Here is a 21,414-nt window from a genome sequence, read left to right as displayed (position 1 = left end):
CGGGACTCCTGCGCCAACGTTTACGAGCGGCCCCGGGTTACGCTTCGCTCCGCCCGGGCTACGGGAATGCAAAATCAATCGTCGTCGTTGCCGAACAGGCCGAACTGCGAGGGATCGCGCGAGGGCTCGGCGAGGCCGAGATGGCGGAAGGCGTGCGAGGTGAGGAGACGGCCGCGCGGCGTGCGCTGCAGGTAGCCGCACTGGATCAGATAGGGCTCGATGATGTCCTCGATCGCATCGCGCGGCTCCGACAGCGCCGCCGCCATCGTCTCGACCCCGACCGGCCCGCCGCCATAGTTCATCGCGATGGTGCTGAGGTAGCGGCGGTCCATCGCATCCAGGCCGGCGGCATCGACCTCAAGCGCGGAGAGCGCGTGATCGGCAATAGCGCGGTCGACCGACGTGGCGTCGGCTGCGGACGCAAAATCGCGGACCCGGCGCAGCAGGCGGCCGGCGATGCGCGGCGTGCCGCGGGCGCGGCGGGCGATCTCGTTGGCACCGTCAGGACTCATGCCGATGTTGAGCACGCGGGCGCCGCGGGTGACGATCTTCTCCAACTCCTCCTCGGTGTAGAAATTCAGCCGGATTGGAATCCCGAAGCGGTCGCGCAGTGGATTCGTGAGCAGGCCGGCGCGCGTGGTGGCGCCGACGAGGGTGAACTTTGCAAGCTCGATTTTCACCGAGCGCGCGGCAGGGCCTTCGCCGATGATGAGGTCGAGCTGGAAATCCTCCATCGCGGGATAGAGCACCTCCTCCACCGCCGGGCTCAGGCGATGGATTTCGTCGATGAAGAGGACGTCGCGCTCTTCCAGATTGGTCAGAAGCGCGGCGAGATCGCCGGCTTTCGCAATCACGGGGCCGGAGGTGGCACGAAAGCCGACACCGAGCTCGCGCGCGACGATCTGCGCCAGCGTGGTCTTGCCAAGACCCGGGGGCCCGACGAACAGTACGTGATCCAGCGCCTCGCCGCGCTTGCGTGCGGCCTCGATGAAGATCGAGAGATTCTTGCGCGCCTGCGCCTGGCCGACGAATTCAGACAGCGATTGCGGACGCAGCGCCGTGTCGCCGACATCATCGGCACGACGCTCGGGCGTGACGATGCGGGAGGGCGGGTTCACGACTCCGGCTCCGTGCCGATCGTAGGGTGGGCAAAGCGACTTGTCCGCCGTAGCTCGAAGAGCGAAGGCGGAAGCGTGCCCACCATGACGAGCGGAGTGTTGATGGTGGGCACGCTCCGCTTTGCCCACCCTACGGTCTGAGCATTCACTTCGCGAGCTCCTTCAGGCCTAGCCGGATCAGTTGCGCGGTCTCGGCGTGCTCGCCTGCGCTGCGCGAGGCGGCGGCGATGGCGGCGGCGGCTTGCGGCTGGCCGTAGCCGAGATTGACGAGGGCGGAGATCGCGTCCGTCACCGGACGCGGCGCGCGCTCATTGTCGATGGCGCCGGCAAGATGGACCACGGCGGGATCGACATTGGCAAAGGCGGGCGCCTTGTCCTTCAACTCGCTGACGATGCGCTCAGCGACCTTCGGGCCGACGCCGGGCGTGCGCGCCACCGCCGCCTTGTCACGCAGCGCGATCGCGTTCGCAAGGTCGGAAGGCGGCAGCGTGCCGAGCACGGCGAGCGCGACCTTGGCGCCGACGCCCTGCACGGTCTGCAACAGGCGAAACCATTCGCGCTCGTTGTCGGTGCGGAAGCCGAACAGCTTGATCTGATCCTCGCGCACATAGGTCTCGATCGAGAGCACCGCGGCCTCGCCCGGCGAGGGCAGCGCCTGCAGCGTACGCGCCGAGCAATGCACCTGATAGCCGACGCCGCCGACATCGAGGATCACGTAGTCCTCGCCGTAGGAGTCGATGAGGCCTTTCAATTTGCCGATCATAGGCTGGCTACTCTCAGCCGCAGCGCGGTGCTTTGGCGGTGATGGGCATGCGTGATCGCAACCGCGAGTGCATCGGCGGCGTCGGGCGATTGCGGCTCGGCCTTGGGAAGCAGGATCTTCAGCATCACGGCGATCTGGTTCTTCTCGGCGTGTCCGGCGCCGACGACGGTTTTCTTGACCTGGTTCGGCGCATATTCGGCGACCTCGATGCCGAACATTGCAGGCGCCAGCATGGCGACGCCGCGGGCCTGGCCGAGTTTCAGCGTCGCGACGCCGTCCTTGTTGACAAACGTCTGCTCGACCGCGGCCTCTTCGGGGCTGTAGTCGCCGAGCACGGCAGCCAGCCCCTCATGGATCGCGAGCAGCCGGCTCGCCAATGGCAGCCGTTCCGACGGCTCGATCGAGCCGCAGCCGACGAAAACCAGCCGATTGCCCTCGACTTCGATCACGCCCCAGCCGGTGCGGCGGAGGCCCGGATCGATGCCGAGGATGCGGGTGGGTTTGCGAATCGGCTGGACTGTCATGGGGTAGTGATAACCGCTGCGTTTCGAGAACGAAACACAAACGGGGAGGTCATGCACGGGGAAAGCGACGACCACACCCACCCCGTCATGCCCGGGCTTGTCCCGGGCATCCACGTCCTTCAGCACGCGCGGAAACGCGTGGATGGCCGGGACAAGCCCGGCCATGACGGCTTCACGAGAGATGGGCCTAGCCGCCCATCTTCGCCATCAGGGCGTCCGAGATCTCGAAATTGGCGAAGACGTTCTGCACGTCGTCGTGCTCGTTCAACAGGTCGATCAGCTTCAACAGCTTCTCGCCGGTCTCGTCGTCGACGGCGATGGTGTTTTGCGGCTTCCAGGTCAGCGCCGCCTTGCGCGGCTCGCCGAATTTCCCTTCCAGCGCCTTGGCGACCTCGCGGAAGGATTCCTGCGAAGCGTAGACCTCGTGGCCGCTTTCGCTCGACACCACGTCGTCGGCGCCGGCTTCGATCGCGGCATCCAGCATCGCGTCGTCAGAGGCGACCTTGTGGTCATATTCGATGATGCCGGTGCGGTCGAACATGAAGGCGACCGAGCCGGTTTCGCCGAGATTGCCGCCGGACTTCGTGAAGTACGAGCGGATGTCGGAGGCGGCGCGGTTGCGGTTGTCGGTCAGGGCCTCGACGATCACGGCGACGCCGCCGGGGCCATAGCCCTCGTAGCGGATCTCGTCATAATTCTCGCCCTCGTTACCGGCAGCCTTCTTGATGGCGCGCTCGATATTGTCCTTCGGCATGTTTTCCGCCCGCGCGGCAACGATCGCGGCGCGCAGCCGGGGGTTCATGGCGGGGTCGGGGGTGCCGAGCTTGGCCGCGACGGTGATTTCGCGGGCCAGTTTGCCGAACAGCTTCGACTTCTGGGCATCCTGCCGGCCCTTGCGGTGCATGATGTTCTTGAATTGGGAATGGCCGGCCATGCGAGGTCCCTTGGGAATCGTCTTTCGAAAAAGGGGATGAGGCGCGGCGTTATAGGCCCCCGACAGGCCAAAATCAAAGACTTGCGGCGTGATCTGGCATGCCGGCCGTGCCGCCTGCCGGAAAATCAGGCAGCCGTTAACCACGACTTCACCTACGAATGAGAGAATCTGACAGTCCGTTTCAACTTGCAAGAGAACCCCAATGGCGGCGTTCGGTTTGTTTCGCCAGCGAGTGTCGGAGCCGATGGCGGCTGTCGAACCGAAAGTTCCGGCCGCAACGGTGCCAGCGCCAGAGGATAACACCTCCCCCGATACCGGCTCGGCCCAGGAGATCCTGGAACTGCTCGAACTCGAGCTCGGCGGCATGATCCGGCAGCTCGAGCGCGCCGCCCAATCGGTGGCCGGCGGGGCCGAGGCGACCGCGGCGACGCTTGCCACCATCCGCGAGCGCACGGATGCGCTGACCGGCCGCACCAACGCGGCGCAGACCACGGCCGAGACCTTCTCGCGGGCCGCCGACAAGTTCACCGATTCGGCGCAAGGGATCGGCGCGCAGGTCCGCGACGCCGGCCGGCTCGCCGACGAGGCCGGAGCCGCGGCGCGCGAAGCCCGCGCCAATGTCGACCGCCTCCGCGAATCCTCCGCCGCGATCGGCAATGTCGTCAACCTGATCGCGCAGATCGCGCGGCAGACCACCCTGCTCGCCCTCAACTCGACCATCGAGGCCGCGCGCGCCGGCGCCGCCGGCAAGGGATTTGCGGTGGTTGCGACCGAAGTGAAGGCGCTGGCGGTGCAGACCCAGGGCGCAACCGAAGAGATCACCAGGAAGATCGAGGCGCTGCAGAGGGATGCCGCCGGCTCGGCCGATGCCGTGCACCGCATCGCGCAGTCGATCGAGGCGATCCGCCCGGTGTTCGAGCATGTCCGCGGCGCGGTGACCGAGCAGCGCAAGACCACCGGCGAGATCGCGCAGAATGCCGCCTCCGCCTCGAGCTTCATCGTCGCGGTCGGCGACGGCGCCGCGGAGATCGATCATGCGACCAGGGAGGCCGAAGCGCATGGCAAGGACGTCGCCCAGGCCGGCCGGGCGGTGACCAGCTTTGCCCAGAAGCTGAAATCGCGCTGCGCGGTGCTGCTGCGGCAGGGCGAGCGCGAGGACCCGCGCAAGGGCGAGCGGCTGCCCTGTAGCCTCAAGCTCGAGATGCAAGCGCGCGGCAGCATCATCACCGCGCCGGTCTATGAGATATCCATGGACGGCATCCTGATCTCAGGACCGGAGGCCGAACGGCTGCAACTGCACCAGAGCCTTGCCGCCACGCTTGAAGATGTCGGCGCGGTCAAGATCCGGATCGCCGACAAGACCAAGGCCGGCGCGCAGGCGCGCTTCGAGGCGCTGACCTTGGGGCTGCTCGAAAAGATCGAAGACAAATTGTGGGCGATCCGCGACGAGAACACCGAGTTCGTGATGCGCGCGATGGAAGCCGGCGTGGCGCTGACCAGGATTTTCGAGAACGGGATCGCGAGCAGCGCCATCACGATCGAGGACATGTTCGACACCGACTATGTCGAGATGTCCGGCACCAATCCGGTGCAGTACCGCACAAGAATATTGGACTGGGCCGACCGCGCGCTGCCGCCGTTCCAGGAGGCTTTCCTCGCCAAGGATCCGCGGCTGGCGTTCTGCGCCATGATTGACCGCAACGGCTATCTGCCGGTGCACAACAAGATCTATTCGCACCCGCAGCGGCCGGGCGATGTCGCCTACAACACCGCCAATAGCCGCAACCGCCGCATCTTCAACGACGCGGCCGGGCTCGCCGCCGGGCGCAACCAGCGCGCCTACCTGATCCAGAGCTACGCCCGCGACATGGGCAATGGCCACATGGTGATGATGCGCGAGATCGACGTGCCGGTCCGCGTACGGGGCCGGCACTGGGGCGGCTTCCGCACGGCGTACAAGCTCTGACGGCCGCTTTTCTGGGCAGTCACTGCACTGCCCGGAACTTCACGCAGTCTTTTCAAAACGCACGGTTCTTTCGTGCGGCCCGGATCGATTGTCGCCTCCATCCCCTAGAATGACGCACGCGATTATGTGATGACGACCGTCATTTTATGTATCGTCAGCGCGAATTAGCAATTGCGGAATATGTCTTCGCTTCCTAGCTCGTCGCGATGCGATACGGTTTCGTTGACGCGTCCGCTGTCCGCGGCCGCTGAATTTGGGGTATGCTTATGGCAACGATACTCACCATCAATGGCGAACAGAAATCCTTCGATGCGCCGCCCGAAATGCCGCTGCTCTGGGTGCTGCGTGACATCTTAGGCATGACCGGCACCAAGTTCGGCTGCGGCATCGCGCAATGCGGCGCCTGCACGGTGCATATCGACGGCAAGGCGGTGCGCTCCTGCGTGTTGCCGGTGAGCGCGGTGCGCGACCGCGCGGTGACCACGATCGAGGCGGTCGGCAATTCGCCTGCCGGCGAGAAGGTGCAGAAGGCCTGGCTCGATCTCGAAGTGATCCAGTGCGGCTATTGCCAGTCGGGCCAGATCATGGCGGCAGCCGCGCTCTTGGCCGCGACGCCGAACCCCGACGATTCCGATATCGATGCGGCGATGGCCGGCAACATCTGCCGCTGCGGCACCTATGTACGGATCCGCGAGGCGATCAAGCAAGCCGCTTCCGGCCGCCAGTCGTAGGAGGCTCATCATGCTGACAGCAGAGAAACTCCGCCAAAGAAACAGCGCGGACGGCGTCTCGCGCCGCGCGTTCCTCACCGGTGGGCTCACCACAGGCTTTTTGCTCGCTTTCCATCTGCCGCTGCGCGCGGCGAGCTATGCCATGAACGAGCCGGTGCAGCCGCCTGATGTAACCGCGGGCAAGTTCGCGCCGAATGCGTTCATCCGCATCGACGAGACCGGCAATACCACGCTGATCATGCCGCAGGTCGAGATGGGCCAGGGCACCTACACCTCGATTTCGATGGTCCTCGCCGAGGAGCTCGATGCCGATTGGACCAAGGTCGCACTGCTGCACGCGCCGCCGAACGACAAGCTCTACGGCAACCCCACCTTCGGCCTGCAGGTGACCGGCAACTCCAACTCGATCCGCGCCTGGTGGAAGCCGTTGCGCACCGCTGGCGCCACTGCGCGCGCCATGCTGGTGCAGGCCGCGGCCGCGGAATGGCAGGTCGATCCTGCAAGCTGCACGGCGTCCAAGGGCGAGGTCACCCATGCCGCCAGCGGCCGCAAGCTCGGCTATGGCGCGCTGGCGCTCGCCGCGCAGGGCCAGACGCCGCCAAAGGACGTCCCGCTCAAGGACCCCAAGGATTTCGTCTATATCGGCCAGCCCTTGAAGCGGCTGGATACGCCGGAGAAGGTCAACGGCAAGGCTGTCTATGGCATCGATGCGCTGCTGCCGGACATGAAGTTTGCGACCGTCGCCGCCTGCCCGGTGTTCGGCGGCAAGGTCGCCAAGGTCGACGATACCGCCGCGACGAAAGTCCCCGGTGTGCGCAAGATCGTGGTGCTCGACGATATGGTCGCCGTGATCGGCGATCACATGTGGGCGGCGAAGAAGGGCCTCGAAGCGCTCAAGATCGAATGGGACGAAGGGCCGAACGCCAAGATCGGCTCGAAGGAAATCTGGCAGCATCTGCGCGCCGCCAGCGAGAAGGACGGCGCGGTTGCGAAATCGGTCGGCGACATCGCCAAGGGGCTTGCGACCGGTGACAAGTTCGAAGCCAGCTTCGAGATGCCGTTCCTGGCGCATGCGTCGATGGAGCCGATCAACGCCACCGTCCATGTCAAGCCGGATTCTTGCGAGGTCTGGACCGGCACGCAGATCGTGAGCCGGGTGCAGTCGGAAGCAGCGAAGGCCGCCGGCCTTCCGGTCGAGAAGGTGATAGTCAACAACCACCTGCTCGGCGGCGGCTTCGGCCGCAAGCTGGAGCCGGACATGGTCGTTGCCGCGGTGAGGATCGCCAAGCAGGTCGATTACCCTGTGAAGGTGGTGTGGACCCGCGAGGAGGACATCCAGCACGACGTCTATCGCCCTGTTTATCGCGACACCGTCACCGCGACGTTGGTCGATGGCAAGGTGGCGGCATGGAAATACAAGGTCGCCGGCTCGGCGGTGCTGGCACGCTGGCTGCCGCCGGCGTTCCAGAAGGGCATCGACATCGACGCGGTCGACGCCGCGGTCGATGCACCCTACGACATCCCGAACTTCCATGTCGAATATGTCCGTGCCGAGCCGCCGGCGGTGCCGACCGGCTTCTGGCGCGGCGTCGGCCCGAACAACAACGTGTTCGCGGTCGAATGCGCGATGGACGAGCTGGCGCGCAAGGCCGGCAAGGACCCGGTGGAATTCCGCCGCGCCATGCTGGCGAGCAAGCCGCGGGCACTGGCGGTGCTCAACTCCGCCGCGGAGAAGGCCAATTGGGGCCAGCCGCTGCCGCCGCGCGTCGGCCGCGGCGTCTGCCTGCAGCCGTCGTTCGAGACCTTCATCGCGACCGTGGTCGAGGCCGAGATCGACGAGATGGGCGAAGTGGGGCTGCGCCGTGTCGTCTCGGTGGTCGATACCGGCATCGCCGTCAATCCTGATACCGTGAAGGCGCAGCTCGAGGGCGGATTGATCTTCGGGCTGACGGCGGCACTCTATGGCGAGATCACCATCGACAAGGGCCGCGTGCAGCAGTCCAACTTCCATGACTACCGCATGCTGCGCATCGACCAGATGCCAAAGATCGAGGTGCACGTGGTCAAGAGCGGTGAGCCGCCCGGCGGCATCGGCGAGACCGGTGTCAATGCCGGACCGCCGGCGTTGCGCAACGCGATTCTTGCCGCAACTGGCGTAGCGCTGCGGCGGATGCCGATCGACCGTTCGCTGATCGCCGTGGGGAAGAAGGCATGAGGCCGGCAATGCGTATCCTGTTGAGCCTTGCCGTGATCGTCATCGCGGCGGTGGCGGTCGGCGTCTGGATCGTCCGCGGTCCCGGCCCGCTTGATTTCTCCGGTGGCAACAAGGTGGCCGTTGCCGACTACCGCGCCGGCAAGCCGACCGGCGCGCCAGTGGCGCTGGAGAAAGCGAGCCAGGTTGAGCGCGGCGAATATCTGGCCAAGGCGGCGGACTGCATGGTCTGCCACACCAAGCCGGGCGAGAAGGAATATGCCGGCGGGCTGGCCTTCAAGCTGCCGTTTGGCACGCTCTATTCGACCAACATCACCCCCGACAAGGAAACCGGCATCGGCAATTACAGCGACCAGGATTTCCTGAACGCGGTCCAGCGCGGCAAGCGCCATGACGGCGCGATGCTCTATCCAGCGATGCCCTATGCGTCCTACACCTACATGACGGATGCGGACGTGCTGGCGGTGAAGGCCTATCTGTTCAGCCTGCCGCCGATGCGCGCGCCGGCGCCGGAGAATACGCTGGCGTTCCCGTTCAACCAGCGCTGGGCGATGCTGTTCTGGTCGGCGGTGTTCAACCCGGACACGCGCTTTGCGCCCGACACCTCAAAGAGCCCGGAATGGAATCGGGGCGCCTACCTCGCCGAGGCGCTCGCCCATTGCGGCGAGTGCCACACGCCGCGCAATCTCGGCTTCGCGCTCGACAACCGCAAGAAATTTGCCGGCGCCGTGACCGCGGGCTGGCGTGCCTTCAACATCTCCTCCGACAAGGCCACCGGCCTCGGCAATTGGAGCGATGAGGCGCTCGTCTCCTACCTCTCGACCGGCCATGCGCTCGGCCACGGCGCCGCTTCCGGGCCGATGGGCGAAGCAGTCGATAACAGCCTGAGCCAGCTCGCGCCGGAAGACGTCCGCGCCATCGCCGTCTACCTGCGCAGCGTGCCGCCGCAGCCCTCGCCCGACCTGCCCGCGACCACGGCGCCCGCCGCGCCCGCCTCGCACAAGGAAGGCGTGACGGCGGATGCCCGCGGCAAAATCGTGTTCGAGGGCGCCTGCGTAAGCTGCCACGGCTGGACCGGCGAGAGCCTGGTGTCGCCGACGGCGACGCTGACCGGTTCGTGGGCGGTCAACGATCCGGCGGCCACCAACGTCGCGCAGATCGTGCTGTCAGGCACCAAGCGCACCACGCCCGACGGCGCGCTCTCGATGCCGGCGTTCGGCAACGCCTATTCGGATGACGAGATCGCCGCGGTCGCCAACTATGTCACTGCCCGTTTCGGCGCCAAGGGCTCGAAGCTCACCGCGAAGGATGTCGCGGAGCTGCGCCAGCAGACGGCGCAATAAGCCTTGTGCCGTAGCCCGGGTGAAGCGCCAGCGTAACCCGGGACCGCCGGTAGATGTTGACAGAGATGCCCCGGGTTGCGCTTCGCTCCACCCGGGCTACGGGAATCCGCGAACAGAGGCCGCGTGATCAGCTCCTATCGTCTCGGTCAGTTCGACGGCAAAAAGGGACAGCATGAGGCCCACCATCGGCACTGCAGGAATCAGATATCGCGAGACGTCGAGGGTGTGAGCGGCGGCGGCGGTCGCGATCGAAGCCGCCCACATCACGACCACGATGCCTGCGCGCGTCACGAAAGCTGGGTGCCGGCGCCGCACGGCGGCCACCGTCCAGAATATAACGGCGATAACGAAGGCAGCGGACAACGCCTTGAAGAAATAGGCAGAGATTACAGGGAAATCGGACAACAGGCTGATCCGAACCGGACCGCCCTGCAGATCGATCGGGTGGGCCGCCTGGCCGTGCCGCGCCATGATCTCGGACACGTGCGGCACGTCGTCGCTGGACACCGGTATGACAGGCTCGAGTCCATAAGGCGGCCATGCCGACGCGAGGCCATAGGCCATCTGACGGACGAACTTGCCTGCGTAGGCCAGCGGCCGGTCGCGCAGGGCGGCCAGGAAGATGCGCCGATAGGCTGCCGCCGCACTGACCGCATTTCCGGTGTTATCGGCGAGATCCCGATCCAGTTCGGTGTCGAAGAGGCACGCGTCGCCGAAGAACCCGAGCACGGGCCAGCGGCCCGGCTCCGCGGCGAAGTCGGCGGCAAGCCGCGCCATCGTGGCATCGGCGCGGTCGCCCGCCTGCGATACGATCTCGCGTCGCGCGGCATCGCTTGCGAGCACGATGTTCAGGTGATTGCAGAACAGTGTCTTGGGGACGAACACGGCCGAGGCCTGGTCGGAGTTGGAAGCTCCGAACCGGGAGCCGGCGAGGAGGAGCGCCAGCGCTGCGGCGACGGAGACGGCCATCACCGCAAGGCGCGCGGGCGTGGCCGGCCGCGCGAGAGGCACGCCTACCAGGATGGCAGCGATCGGAACGAGGAGTCCCTGCGATCTCAGGCACGCCGCGACCGCCGCGCACAGGATGGAAGCAACGACCGCGCAGCATCGCGCCGCTCCATCGACGCAGGCGGCAACGAGCAATCCGGCCGTTGCCAGATTGAGGAAGACCGCGAAGAGAAGGTCCGCGGTGAGAACGTTCGTGAACAGCAGCAGGCCCGGATAGATCGCGACCAGGATGATCGGCACCAGCCCGACGGCGCTGCGCGTCGCCGTCTGCGCGGTTATCGCAAGCGCCAGCATCAGAGCGGCCCAGGCCGCCTGCTGCAGACGCACCACTGTTCCGAGGTCGCCTCCGAACGCGAACGTCATGGCCAGGAATGTCGGGTAGCCCGGATCGCGCCCACCCGCCACGATCGGCTGTCCTGCCCCGAGCGTGCGCAGCGCGGATTCCACGAAGGGCGGCGTGTCGCCCCAGATGACCGGGACCGCCGGTCTGAACGACACGAGAATTGCCAAGAACAGCGCGGAGAGCAGCGCGGCCCACGCCAGCACGGCCCATGGCCGCCACGGGGACCCGACGCCGCCGAGGGAGATGGCTCCGCCCCTTGTATGCGCTGGAGCTTCACGGTCGGACCGCACGATCACCGTCCACGGGATGAGATCCCGCCCCGGGCTTCATGCTAGACCAGGAAGCGCTACAAGACCATCGAGCGGTGGCAGGTCGTGAAAGCAGCGCAGCCCGGCAATCAGTCGGCTGGGCGCTTCGCCAGAACGAGGCCGATGCCGAGAGCGATCATCGCAGCTCCCGACGCCTCTCGCAGGCGGCGGATCAACGCGGGACGTGTTGCTGCGCCTTCGCGGATGCGGCTCGCCGCAAAGGCGACCACGATATCGGCGAGGGTGTTGAGCGCAACCGACACGAAGCCAAGCACGACGAACTGCACAGCGACGTGGCCTTCGGCCGGGTCCACGAACTGCGGAACGAAGGCAAGGAAGAAGGCTGCTGTCTTCGGGTTCAGCGCCTCGACCAGCACGCCTTCACGAAACGCCCGCCGCGGTCCGATCGGCGGTGCGACGGTTCCACCGTTCAAACCCGCCGACGTGTCCCGGCGGGCGGACAGGAAAGTGCGAAGGCCTATCCAGATCAGATAGGCGGCACCGATCAGCTTCAGCGCGGTGAACAGTTCCGCGCTCGCCAGCACGATGGCAGAAACGCCCAAGCTGCCCGCGACGACGTGGACCATGCCACCCAACCCGGTGCCAACGCTGGAGGCCACGCCTTCCGCACGGCCGCCGGCGAGCGTGCGTGCAGCGACGTAGAAGATGCCCGGACCGGGCGTGACGGCGAGCATTAATGCCGCGGCGAAGTACAGCGCAAGTTGGGTCAGGTCTGGCATGACGATCGGCTTTACAGCATCACGGGCCCAGCGCCCAGAGCGCAGATCCTGATCAAACGTCCCACGGATCTTGTGCAGCAGATCATGCGCTTTGTGCCTGCTCGCTCCGGACATTTGTCCTCGCCGCGTTAACCATGCAGGAGCGCGGCTGAACAATGGTTCGACGCTTAATGCGCGCTTAACGCTTTTGCGGGACACATAGAGGATCAGCGCAAAATCAAGTCGCAAGAAGTGCGAGTGGAAGTCTGCCCTACCCCGAGGAGGGGGATTGCATGGGACTGCTTCTCATTGGCTTGGTGGCAGGAATGCTGATCGGCTATGGCATGCCTGTGTCCACCCAGGCGAACTTGCAGATGTGCGGGTCGAAAATCTGTTTCGATGGGAGCGCGCCTCCTGCAACGGAGCCGAAGGCGAGCGCGCCCACGCCCAATGCTGTGGCGAAGACAACGAAGGCTGCAACGGCGACGAAGCCCGACAAGCGATCACCACCCCGCCGGGACACACGGGTCGCGCGTGGCAAGAACCCGCCGCCGAAGGCGATGGCGGACCGCGCCCCCGCTGCTGAGACGTCCGAGGCCGTCCTGGGCAAGGCGAAGATGTCGGTCGCCGCAAAAATGGAAAATCCGGAGTCGGCCGAGTTCACCGACGCGAAGCGGGCAATCAGGAAGAATACGCTGGGGCGGCGGGTGGACACGATCTGCGGTCATGTCAGGGGAAAAAAGGCGTCGGGCGAGGACACCGGGGAGAAGCCATTTCTGTATCTCGTGAAGGAGGATGACGTCTACGTCGTCGACGGCAAAGCGGACTCAGCCGCGGCGATCGCATATCGGAATATTTGTAACTGAGGCGTGACACCGGGAAAGCGGATACCGGTGACCTACATGCGCGCTCGATCGGCGAAAGGCTTATGCCATGGGCCGGTTGCGCGACGCTAGATCATGACCCGATTAGACGGAATCGGATCATGATCTCATCTCTTGTTTGAGCATGATCTTCCTGCGCAAACGCTTCGCGTTTGTCGCGGGGGAAAACCGGTTTCCACTTTTCCGGATCATGCTCTAGTCATTGGCATGGAAATGATTGGGGTAGGGCAGCAATTCCTTCAATTGGGGATATTATGGACGACCTTGTCTCTGCTGCAGAGCGGCTCAACGGATCGCTGCCGTTGCCGGTCCTGCTCATCATCGATCCGCTCACGCTGGCGCGGACCTGCATTCTGCACATTCTCAGGCAGGAGCTGATCGGATTCGAAATCGTCGAAATGGCCACGACCGACACTCTCGGCTGCGCGACGGGACGAGACGTTCGGCTGGCGACGCTCAGCATCGGGGACAAGTCGGTGGCTGATCCCTCCGTCGCCGGCGATCTCGCGCTTCTCGCCGATTGCTGCCCCAACGCCTCGATCGGCATCTTCTGTAACCGGGACGACGAAGCCACCGCGCTCGCGGCCCTGCATCGGGGCATCAGAGGCTTCTTTCCAACCTCGATCCCGGTCGAGCTCGCTGTCGCCGGCTTGCGTCTTGTTCTCGCCGGCGGGGTCTACAGGCCGCTTTCAATTGAAGGGCAGGACGGGTCCTCTAGCTGCGAGCCGATCTACCCTGGCCCGTTGGCGCCGATATATCTGGCGAACAAGGAGCAGATCGAATTCACCCCTCGCGAGCAACACGTGCTGGCGGAATTGGAACTCGGCCTGCCCAACAAGCTGATCGCCGCCAAACTGAAGCTTTCGGAAAACACGGTGAAGATGCACATTCACCACATCATGCGGAAATGTGCCGCTCGCAATCGCACCGAGGCAGTGCTGCGCTGGCGCGCAAGATCGACCGGTCACCGTGGACCGGAGCCCGGTGCATTCTCGTCATCCTGATTTGGCTGTCCCGCAGCTCAATCTTCACTGAAGGCGGTGTGGAAGCTGTCGAGCAGGGGCCTCAAAGCGTAGATCGCCACGGTGCCGCGCCCGGTTGTTATGAACACCTGGGCCGGCATTCCCGGAATGATCTTCAAGCCATTCTCGACGATCTTGGAATCCTGGACGCGGATTTTCGTCGCGTAGTAGGGCTGGTCGGTGCGCTTGTCGAGCAGGCGGTCGGCCGATACATGCATCACCGTTCCCTTGAGACGCGGGACGCGACGCTGATTGTAGGGCAAGAGATGCACGTCGGCGTTCAGCCCCGGATGAACCACGTCGATATCCTCCGGCTTGAGGCGTGCGATCACGACCAGCCTGTCCTGCCGGGGCACCAGATCCATCAGCGGAGCGCCGGCCCCGACAACACCGCCCGGCGTATGAACCCGCAGGTCGGTTATCACCCCGTCCTCGGGTGCCTTGACCTCCGTTCGGGCCAATTGGTCCTGCGCCGCCAGCAATTTTTCGCGCAGTTGAAATCCCTGGTTCTGCGCCTCGCGCAATGACTGTGCGATCTCGTTCTGCCGGTCGCTTTCCAGCTTCAGGAGCGTCGCCTGCGATTCGCTGATCACCTGTTTGGCGCGCGAAATATGCGCAATGATCTCGCCCCGCCGTCCCTCGATATCGGCCAGCTCCCGCTCAAGGTTCAACAGGCGCGGACGGCGCTCGAGTCCCTTGTTGACCAGGATAGTCACCATGTCGAGCTCTTCGCGCACGATCGCGGCGCGCTGCGCCACCGCGTCCTCCTGCGCCTTGAGCCCCTCGATCTCCTTTGCGACCTGAAGCCGTTTTTCCCTGAGGATGGTCGCCTGGGACTGGAACACCTGCCGGCGTGTTTCAAAGATGTTTTGCTGTGCGGTCAGGACGGAATCGACCGAACCGCTCGTGCTTCGGATCCTGTCGAGCCAGACCGGAAACGAGATCAGCTCCTGCCCCTGCTGCTCGGCCAGAAGCCTTGCCTCACGCGCGGCCGCATCCCACAACTGCCCCTGCAGGCTTTGCACCTCGGCGCGAGCCCTGGTGTCCTCGAGCGCGATCAGCGTCTGTCCCGCACTCACGGCATCGCCGTCGGCAACCAAAATTTTCCTGATGATGCCGCCCTCGAGGTGCTGGATCGTCTTCCGGCTCGATTCCGATTCGACCACGCCGGACGCGATCGCCGCGCTTTCAAGCGGAGCAAAGGCCGACCAGATTCCCAGACCCAGCACAAAGCCGACGACCAATAGATTGCCTGCCAGGGTGACGCGGCCGAGCCTGTAGCGCGGCGAGGCCTGCGTCGGCTCCGCGCACCACGGAAACTGCCGCCGCTCGAATTCGTCAATCGCTGTGATCACCACCCCGGTCTCGCGCTTCGGCAGGATGGCGGGTGGTAACCGCACGAGGGCTCGTAGATTTGCGATCACGGGACAGCCGTCTCCTGCGAAGCTACTTGAGAAGCCACTTGCGGCCGGCTCAAATGCCGCTCGAAGATGTCGTCGCTCTCACCGAACGCCGTGACGGCGCCGTCCTGCATGATAGCGATCTTGTCCGTCGCCGCGAGGATGCCCATCCGGTGCGTGACGATGACCACCGTGACGCTGGCGATCTTCAGTTGTTCGATGGCATCCAACAGCACGCGCTCGCCGGTGTAGTCCAGGCTGGCATTCGGCTCATCCAGCACGACCAGCCGTGGCTCTCCGAAAAATGCCCGCGCGAGCCCCAGGCGCTGGCGAAATCCGCGCGAGAATACGCTCCCACCATTGGTGACAACCGTGTCGTATCCCAGCGGCAGCCGCAGGATGCTCTCATGGATCCCGGCGAGCTTGGCGGCATGCATGACCTTTGGCAGATCGGCGTCGTCCAGCCGCGCGATGATATCCTTGATCGTTTCTCCGACGAGATCGATATCCTGAGGCAGATAGCCGAGGTAACGGCCCTGCCGCCCTCCGCGCAGGACCGAGATGTCGGTCTCACCGAGGAGGACGCGCCCCTGCCCCGGCAACAGGATTCCGGCAATGATGCCTGCGAGCGTGGACTTGCCGGAGCCGGACGGACCGATGATGCCGAGGCACTCTCCGCGCGCGAGACGGAACGAGACGGTCTTGATGGGAAACCACGCGCCTTCCGAAACCTTCGCGCCGATATTGTCGATGATAAGATCGCCCCTCGGCTGTTCCGGCGGACAGTCCGTGTTTTCTGTCGTAGGTGGAACGGCGGCAAGGACATTGGTCAGCCGCTGATAGGCATCCAGCGCTCTCTTCAGCGCCTTCCAGCTTGCAACGGCGCCTTCGACCGGCGCCAGCGCGCGGCTGAACATCAGCATCGTGACAAAGATGATCGCCGCGCTCTTGCCGTGGTCGAGGACGAGCCACGCGGCGGCGCCCATGATGAGGACCTGCGCCAGCGAACGCGTCGGCTTGGCGATCAGCATGATGATCTCGTTCCGCCGCTGTGCCAGGTCGTACTCGCTTTGCGCATGGCGCGCATCCAGGTAGACGCGGCGTGCCACGTCGTCGAGCATTCCCATGCTGCGGATCAGGTGAACGCTGCCGACCACCGTCGCAAGGCGGCCGTAGCTTCTGGACAGGGCAATCGCGGATTTCGCCAGCGCGTTTTCGGTGAGGAGATCGCCGACAACCGTGAGGCCGAACAGAAACAACACGCTGCAGGCGCCAATGCCTCCAAGCAGGGGATGCACGAAAAACAGCACGGCGAGGAACGGCGGGATCCAGAGCGCATCGAGCAGCGTCAGGGACGCGCCGGATTCAACGAACTGACGCACGGCCGTGAGATCGCGATAGGCATCCGAAGCGCGCGCTGAATCGTTGCGGAAAGCATGGTCGAGGCAGGCGGAGAGCACGGTGGGACGAAGCCGCTCTTCCAGCCAGGCACCCAAGCGCCCCAATACGGAGCGACGTAGCGCGTCAAGCACCCCGCCCACCACGACCGTGAGCGCAACGATCAAAGTGAGCAACAGGAGCGTTTCATTGCTCCGGCTCGGGAGCACGCGGTCGTAGATCTGGAGCAGATAGATCGAGGGAGCGAACAGCAGCAGATTGTAACTGCAGCTATAGGCGAACACGATCCCGAGCGAGCCTGCGCAGGTCCGCAGCGCCGCCTGCAACGGCGTCCAGGGCGTCTGCAGCAGACTTAACCGAAGCAGCGGCACCAGCATGATCGTCACCGCCAGAGCTTCAAGGCTTGACCTTTTGCGCGGATCGTTTTGCGGGAGATCTGAGGCCGGCGGCACGGACCGCCGGCCTCAGCCGCCTCAATGAGGCCGCTGATCAGAACGTACTAACCAATATGGACGTCAACGTCGCCGCCCATGCCGAGGTTGTCACTCCCGCCATCGCCGCCGATGCCCGCGGCGACTTCCTGATGCATGTCCGCCTTCAGGTAGTTCGACTGATGCGCCGTCGTGTTGGCATACACCTTGGAGGTGTCGTACCCGCTGGACGAGCTCTGATCGCCGTTCGACTTAGCGTCTCCGCCATAAGCCTTCGAGTACTTCGACGCCTTCGCGTCGCCGGCGTCGGCATCCCAGGATGCCTTTTGACTGACGTAATCGCCGGTCTTGACGTGCACGTCAGAGCCTTCAGCCTTGTTCGATGGATCGAACTTGATCGATGGTGAATTGCTGATGCTTCCCTTGAAATAGCCGTCGCCGCCGTTTCCGACGCTCTGACCGCCCGTGTCGATCGACTTGAAATCGATCGAATCGGACACCTTGAAAAATCCCTTGCCTTTCGACATTTGAGCCTCCGTGGTGAGTTTACCTCGCGCGACATTCCTCCCTGTCCTGGAAGCGGATGCGCGATGCGAGTTTGTCTCCCGTCGACGTGCGCGCGATAGATGCCAAATGGGATGTCATTCGGTTCAGCAGACTACGCCCGAAAGGATTACATGCCCTGTCGAAATTCGGCGCCCTATCCGATCAAATGAAGATCGGACAACAGATGCATCGCGACATCGCCGCCCACCAGCGCAAGATTGTCGTGACCGCCGTTCCCGCCGATTCCAGCGATCTGAACCGTGCTCTGATCGATATGGACATTGTTGATCTGGTCCGCCTCGGCTGTCGAATGCGGCCCGGCGATGGCGATGTTGATCGGAGCATAGATCGCGACGCTGACGTCGATGAGACTGCCGGAGAAGTGGCCGCTGCCTCCATTGCCCGCGCTGTTGTGTCCGGTTGCGATCGCATCCGAGCCGCCGCCGAGGAGTGCAGAGATGATCCCGGCGCTGCCGCCCGCCGCGACATTGCCACTGCCGCCGTCGCCCCCGACACCGGCCATCTGGAACGAGGACTGATCCAGATGCACGTCGTTGAGCTGGTACACCTGGCTGGTGGAATTATATCCCGCGACCGAGATGTTGACGGGATCATAGACGGCGACGGACTTGTGGACGAGGTCACCATGAAATTGCCCGTCGCCGCCGTTGCCGGCCTGATTGCCGCCGGTGTCGATCTGGTTCGCGCCGCTTCCACCGCCGCTGGATTGACTGTGCACGGATACATCGCCGCCGCTGGCGGCATTGCCGTTTCCGCCCTGCCCGCCGATCCCCGCGATCTGCAGGGCGGACTGATCGATCTCCACCGTGTTCGACTGGCTGGCGTGCGCGCTGCCACCGGGAGCCGCAAACGCGAAGTTGACGGGATGGTAGATGACAACGGGCGCGTCCAGCAGCGTTCCAAGGAAATGACCGTCGCCGCCGTTACCGGCGTGATTGTCGCCTGTCGTGATCCCGCCGGAGCCGGAGGAAGAGAGGTCGACGTTTCCGCCGGCGGCAATGTTGCCGTCGCCGCCATGTCCTCCGATGCCCGCCATCTGCAGGGCGGACTGGTTGATATTCACATCGTTGGTCTGCTCAGCGATGGCGATTGAACCATATCCCACGGATACCGCGATGTTGATCGGCTGATAGATCACCAGGGAGGCATGAATGATGCCGCCATAAAAAAATCCGTCTCCGCCGTTGCCGGCCTCGTTCGCCCCCATATCGATTGTCCCGATGTCGCTTTTGCCGGAATTGGATTGGTGTGCGGGAATGCCGCCGCCCGCCGCGTTGTCGCCGCCGCCATTGCCGCCGAGCTGATCGGCCTGCGCCTTGTTGGGCTGGTGGACATCCGCGTTGCCATGAAGGCTGCCGCCTCCATCTCCAGTCGAATCGAGAGACGTGACGGACGCATGAGAGGGCGAGCCGAACGAGGAGCCGCCGGCGTCGCCATGGCCATCGGTCGCGAGATGATGCAAACGAGCCGGCGAGAACTTGGTACCATAGCTGCTGCCATCTCCATCATCCCAGGGATAATGGAGCGGCTGATCATGCAGCCGGATGCTGTCCGACATCCAATCGAACTTCATAGTCGCCTCCCTGGCCGGGATCGCTCCGCGCAATGCGACGGACCCCTCCCGACCGTGAGGCAATGTCACGCCGTATGCGTGAAAAGCCGAGCCATCAATTCGGATGCAACATTTCGGGTGAGATCGTACAAACGAAATCAGGTCGAAGAGGCGGTATCGCGCACGTCAGCGCGACCCGTTCGCAGTCGACGCGCGGTTCCGAATTAGCTCACCCAAAACCCCGGCACGGCCGGCTCGAGCCGACCACCGGCGCGTACCGGCGCAACGCGGAGCGCAAGGCCGGTGGCGTCGTCGGTCTCGACCGCAACCCCGCTCAGCGTCGCTTCGCCGGCGGCCGGCTCAAAGCGGCCGGAGGGGATGCCGGTCTGGAAGCGCTGCAGCGGCTCTTCCTTCTGCATGCCGATGATGGAATCGTAATCGCCGGTCATGCCGGCGTCGGTCATATAGGCGGTGCCGCCGGGCAGCACCTGGTGATCGGCGGTGGGCACATGGGTGTGGGTACCGACCACGAGGCTGACGCGGCCATCGCAGAAGAAGCCCATGCCCTGCTTCTCGGAGGTGGCCTCGCCGTGGAAATCCACCACGATCGCATCCGCCGCCTGCCGCAGCGGACAGGCCTCGAGTTCGCGCTCGACCGCGGCGAAGGGATCGTTGGAGGGCTCCATGAAGATGCGGCCGATCGCGTTGATGACGAGCGCACGCTTGCCGTTCTTTGTGTCGACCAGCGTGGCGCCGCGGCCCGGCGCGTGGCGCGGAAAATTCAACGGGCGGATCAGGCGCGGGGCGCGCTCGATGAACACCAGCGCTTCCTTCTGATTCCACGCATGGTTGCCGAGCGTGATGGCGTCGGCCCCGGCATCCAGGAAGTCCTGGTAGATCGCCTCGGTGATGCCGAAGCCGCCGGCGGCATTCTCGCCATTGACGATGACGAGATCGAGCGACCAGTCACGGATCATGCGGGGAAGATGTTCTGAGATGGCGGTGCGGCCGGTCTTGCCGACCACATCACCGACGAAGAGAATACGCAAATCAGGCTACTCCCGGAAATCGAACGTCTTGCGCTCCGTTAGCACATAATCAAGCGCGACGTCGTGCGACAAAGCCGGAACCGCCTTGATTTCCTGCACTGCGAAGGCAAGCCCGATGCCGATCACGTGCTTGGCCTTGCGCAGATGGGTGAAGGTGAAGTCGTAATAGCCGGCGCCATAGCCGATCCGGTGGCCGATCCGGTCGAAGGCGGCGAGCGGCACCAGCATGATGTCGGGGACCAGCTCGGCCGCGGCCGGCGACGGCTCGGGGATGCCGAGCGCGCCAAGCGTCAGCCGGTCGCCTTTGGCCCAGGTGCGGAATAGCAGGGAGTGGCCGCGCGCAGTGACCGCCGGCAGCGCAAGCTGCGCGCCCTGCGCGGCAAGCGCAAGCATCAGCGGCATCGGATCGATCTCGCTGCGGATCGGTGAATAGCCGGAGACGACCGTGCCCGGGGCGATCTCAAACGGCAGGCCGCGCTTGGCCATCTTCGCAGCGGCCGCAGTCCGCTCCTCTTCGCTCAGCGCATCACGTCGGGTGAGCGCAGCGCTGCGGAGCTCAGCCTTCGGAGAGATGGCGCGCATGCGATTACCCCTGTTGCGCTGTCATCATCCGCGCAGGCGGATGATCCAGTATTCCAGAGACGTTGGTACTTTGACGGCGAGGCCGCAGCGTACTGGATACCCCGCCTTCGCGGAGTGATGACATCAATACACAACCTAACCGCCGCGACACGACGGCCGGCATCAACAGTAAAAAACAGAGCGCGAAGCCGCAGAGGCCGTTGAAGCGTTCGATCCCGGAGTTCCCTACGAAAGTAGGTGGGCACCATATGTCCGGGTCCACGGACCCGGCCAGGGACAGTTCCCTAAAGGATCGATAAGGCCCCGGGGATATATAGCTCCTGACGCGCAACGCAGCTTCGCAGGGGTAATGTAGCGACGACTGCGGCGTTCCGCCAGCGGGAAGGAGAAAACCTCCGTCGTCCCGGACAAGTGAGCGCAAGCGAACGCCGATCCGGGACCCATATGTGGACGGCCCCCGTGGCACAAGAGCTTTTGAGGTGATCGGATCGCTTGCATCCATATGTCCGGCCTGTTTGATGCGATCGGATGATCGCTGGCCAAGATGGGATGCGCGAGGC

At 64.6% G+C, this 21,414-nt stretch carries 18 protein-coding genes and 1 other RNA gene; 6 read left to right on the top strand and 13 right to left on the bottom strand.

The features are described 5' to 3' along the window. Positions 1 to 74 precede the first annotated feature (74 nt). The 4 genes from ruvB to ACZYOF_RS29535 all read right to left on the bottom strand — a co-directional run bounded on the left by ruvB (position 75) and on the right by ACZYOF_RS29535 (position 3,339). Positions 75 to 1,118, bottom strand: coding sequence for a Holliday junction branch migration DNA helicase RuvB (ruvB, locus tag ACZYOF_RS29550; RefSeq protein WP_130579333.1), 1,044 nt, complete (start codon positions 1,116 to 1,118; stop codon positions 75 to 77). 145 nt (positions 1,119 to 1,263) lie between these two features. After that, the gene (gene ruvA, locus ACZYOF_RS29545) at positions 1,264 to 1,881 is read right to left on the bottom strand and encodes a Holliday junction branch migration protein RuvA (RefSeq protein ID WP_463717981.1); all 618 of its coding nucleotides are present in this window, start codon (positions 1,879 to 1,881) and stop codon (positions 1,264 to 1,266) included. Beyond that, positions 1,878 to 2,405 carry a crossover junction endodeoxyribonuclease RuvC gene (gene ruvC, locus ACZYOF_RS29540; RefSeq protein ID WP_130579366.1) on the bottom strand — a complete coding sequence of 176 codons (528 nt, stop codon included), beginning with the start codon at positions 2,403 to 2,405 and terminating at the stop codon, positions 1,878 to 1,880. The genes ruvA and ruvC overlap by 4 nt, the downstream gene beginning before the upstream one ends. A gap of 187 nt (positions 2,406 to 2,592) precedes the next feature. Beyond that, positions 2,593 to 3,339 (bottom strand): YebC/PmpR family DNA-binding transcriptional regulator, encoded by a 747-nt coding sequence (locus ACZYOF_RS29535; RefSeq protein WP_130579337.1) that lies wholly within the window; start codon positions 3,337 to 3,339, stop codon positions 2,593 to 2,595. Between the two features lie 202 nt (positions 3,340 to 3,541). On the opposite strand from ACZYOF_RS29535, the gene ACZYOF_RS29530 reads away from it, so the two are divergent. The 4 genes from ACZYOF_RS29530 to ACZYOF_RS29515 all read left to right on the top strand — a co-directional run bounded on the left by ACZYOF_RS29530 (position 3,542) and on the right by ACZYOF_RS29515 (position 9,591). Next, complete coding sequence (locus ACZYOF_RS29530; protein WP_463717980.1) at positions 3,542 to 5,305, top strand: methyl-accepting chemotaxis protein; 1,764 nt, start codon at positions 3,542 to 3,544, stop codon at positions 5,303 to 5,305. Between the two features lie 266 nt (positions 5,306 to 5,571). Continuing rightward, entirely contained in the window at positions 5,572 to 6,036 is a 465-nt protein-coding gene (locus ACZYOF_RS29525) for a (2Fe-2S)-binding protein (RefSeq protein ID WP_463717979.1), read from the top strand. A gap of 10 nt (positions 6,037 to 6,046) precedes the next feature. Continuing rightward, on the top strand, positions 6,047 to 8,251 hold the full coding sequence (locus ACZYOF_RS29520) for a xanthine dehydrogenase family protein molybdopterin-binding subunit (RefSeq protein WP_463717978.1): 2,205 nt from the start codon (positions 6,047 to 6,049) through the stop codon (positions 8,249 to 8,251). Beyond that, positions 8,248 to 9,591, top strand: coding sequence for a c-type cytochrome (locus ACZYOF_RS29515; protein ID WP_463717977.1), 1,344 nt, complete (start codon positions 8,248 to 8,250; stop codon positions 9,589 to 9,591). Before ACZYOF_RS29520 ends, ACZYOF_RS29515 begins: the two co-directional genes overlap by 4 nt. Positions 9,592 to 9,687: 96 nt before the next feature. Here the strand turns inward: ACZYOF_RS29515 and ACZYOF_RS29510 are convergent, their stop codons facing one another. Together ACZYOF_RS29510 and ACZYOF_RS29505 are read right to left on the bottom strand one after the other, a co-directional pair. Continuing rightward, the gene (locus tag ACZYOF_RS29510; RefSeq protein WP_463717976.1) at positions 9,688 to 11,145 is read right to left on the bottom strand and encodes a hypothetical protein; all 1,458 of its coding nucleotides are present in this window, start codon (positions 11,143 to 11,145) and stop codon (positions 9,688 to 9,690) included. Between the two features lie 194 nt (positions 11,146 to 11,339). Beyond that, the gene (locus ACZYOF_RS29505; RefSeq protein ID WP_463717987.1) at positions 11,340 to 11,990 is read right to left on the bottom strand and encodes a LysE family translocator; all 651 of its coding nucleotides are present in this window, start codon (positions 11,988 to 11,990) and stop codon (positions 11,340 to 11,342) included. A 272-nt stretch (positions 11,991 to 12,262) separates the two neighbouring features. Here ACZYOF_RS29505 and ACZYOF_RS29500 point away from each other — a divergent pair, with 272 nt between their 5' ends. Beyond that, complete coding sequence (locus tag ACZYOF_RS29500) at positions 12,263 to 12,835, top strand: hypothetical protein (protein ID WP_245476174.1); 573 nt, start codon at positions 12,263 to 12,265, stop codon at positions 12,833 to 12,835. A 272-nt stretch (positions 12,836 to 13,107) separates the two neighbouring features. Next, positions 13,108 to 13,857 carry a response regulator transcription factor gene (locus ACZYOF_RS29495; protein WP_130579350.1) on the top strand — a complete coding sequence of 250 codons (750 nt, stop codon included), beginning with the start codon at positions 13,108 to 13,110 and terminating at the stop codon, positions 13,855 to 13,857. Between the two features lie 17 nt (positions 13,858 to 13,874). On the opposite strand, the gene ACZYOF_RS29490 is transcribed toward ACZYOF_RS29495, so the two are convergent. The 7 genes from ACZYOF_RS29490 to ssrS form a co-directional block, all read right to left on the bottom strand. Continuing rightward, the gene (locus ACZYOF_RS29490) at positions 13,875 to 15,275 is read right to left on the bottom strand and encodes an HlyD family type I secretion periplasmic adaptor subunit (protein ID WP_245476176.1); all 1,401 of its coding nucleotides are present in this window, start codon (positions 15,273 to 15,275) and stop codon (positions 13,875 to 13,877) included. A 20-nt stretch (positions 15,276 to 15,295) separates the two neighbouring features. Continuing rightward, complete coding sequence (locus ACZYOF_RS29485; RefSeq protein WP_130579354.1) at positions 15,296 to 17,050, bottom strand: type I secretion system permease/ATPase; 1,755 nt, start codon at positions 17,048 to 17,050, stop codon at positions 15,296 to 15,298. A gap of 122 nt (positions 17,051 to 17,172) precedes the next feature. Next, positions 17,173 to 17,631 (bottom strand): hypothetical protein, encoded by a 459-nt coding sequence (locus ACZYOF_RS29480; RefSeq protein WP_130579356.1) that lies wholly within the window; start codon positions 17,629 to 17,631, stop codon positions 17,173 to 17,175. A gap of 173 nt (positions 17,632 to 17,804) precedes the next feature. Beyond that, positions 17,805 to 19,244 (bottom strand): hypothetical protein, encoded by a 1,440-nt coding sequence (locus ACZYOF_RS29475; protein WP_463717975.1) that lies wholly within the window; start codon positions 19,242 to 19,244, stop codon positions 17,805 to 17,807. Between the two features lie 203 nt (positions 19,245 to 19,447). Then, complete coding sequence (locus ACZYOF_RS29470) at positions 19,448 to 20,272, bottom strand: TIGR00282 family metallophosphoesterase (RefSeq protein ID WP_130579360.1); 825 nt, start codon at positions 20,270 to 20,272, stop codon at positions 19,448 to 19,450. 6 nt (positions 20,273 to 20,278) lie between these two features. Next, positions 20,279 to 20,854 (bottom strand): 5-formyltetrahydrofolate cyclo-ligase, encoded by a 576-nt coding sequence (locus ACZYOF_RS29465; protein ID WP_130579362.1) that lies wholly within the window; start codon positions 20,852 to 20,854, stop codon positions 20,279 to 20,281. Between the two features lie 181 nt (positions 20,855 to 21,035). After that, a non-coding RNA gene (gene ssrS, locus ACZYOF_RS29460) (6S RNA) lies at positions 21,036 to 21,196 on the bottom strand. Positions 21,197 to 21,414: the final 218 nt, after the last annotated feature.

Source organism: Bradyrhizobium sp. LeoA1Lang (assembly GCF_055413685.1).
This window is presented reverse-complemented; position numbering and strand designations above follow the sequence as displayed.

Bases quoted from the DNA above. Each gene is read 5' to 3' on its own strand.
- ruvA (WP_463717981.1), bottom strand. From the start codon at position 1,881: ATGATCGGCAAATTGAAAGGCCTCATCGACTCCTACGGCGAGGACTAC.
- ruvC (WP_130579366.1), bottom strand. From the start codon at position 2,405: ATGACAGTCCAGCCGATTCGCAAACCCACCCGCATCCTCGGCATCGAT.
- ACZYOF_RS29535 (WP_130579337.1), bottom strand. From the start codon at position 3,339: ATGGCCGGCCATTCCCAATTCAAGAACATCATGCACCGCAAGGGCCGG.
- ACZYOF_RS29530 (WP_463717980.1), top strand. From the start codon at position 3,542: ATGGCGGCGTTCGGTTTGTTTCGCCAGCGAGTGTCGGAGCCGATGGCG.
- ACZYOF_RS29525 (WP_463717979.1), top strand. From the start codon at position 5,572: ATGGCAACGATACTCACCATCAATGGCGAACAGAAATCCTTCGATGCG.
- ACZYOF_RS29520 (WP_463717978.1), top strand. From the start codon at position 6,047: ATGCTGACAGCAGAGAAACTCCGCCAAAGAAACAGCGCGGACGGCGTC.
- ACZYOF_RS29515 (WP_463717977.1), top strand. From the start codon at position 8,248: ATGAGGCCGGCAATGCGTATCCTGTTGAGCCTTGCCGTGATCGTCATC.
- ACZYOF_RS29505 (WP_463717987.1), bottom strand. From the start codon at position 11,990: ATGCCAGACCTGACCCAACTTGCGCTGTACTTCGCCGCGGCATTAATG.
- ACZYOF_RS29500 (WP_245476174.1), top strand. From the start codon at position 12,263: ATGGGACTGCTTCTCATTGGCTTGGTGGCAGGAATGCTGATCGGCTAT.
- ACZYOF_RS29495 (WP_130579350.1), top strand. From the start codon at position 13,108: ATGGACGACCTTGTCTCTGCTGCAGAGCGGCTCAACGGATCGCTGCCG.
- ACZYOF_RS29485 (WP_130579354.1), bottom strand. From the start codon at position 17,050: ATGCTGGTGCCGCTGCTTCGGTTAAGTCTGCTGCAGACGCCCTGGACG.
- ACZYOF_RS29480 (WP_130579356.1), bottom strand. From the start codon at position 17,631: ATGTCGAAAGGCAAGGGATTTTTCAAGGTGTCCGATTCGATCGATTTC.
- ACZYOF_RS29475 (WP_463717975.1), bottom strand. From the start codon at position 19,244: ATGAAGTTCGATTGGATGTCGGACAGCATCCGGCTGCATGATCAGCCG.
- ACZYOF_RS29465 (WP_130579362.1), bottom strand. From the start codon at position 20,854: ATGCGCGCCATCTCTCCGAAGGCTGAGCTCCGCAGCGCTGCGCTCACC.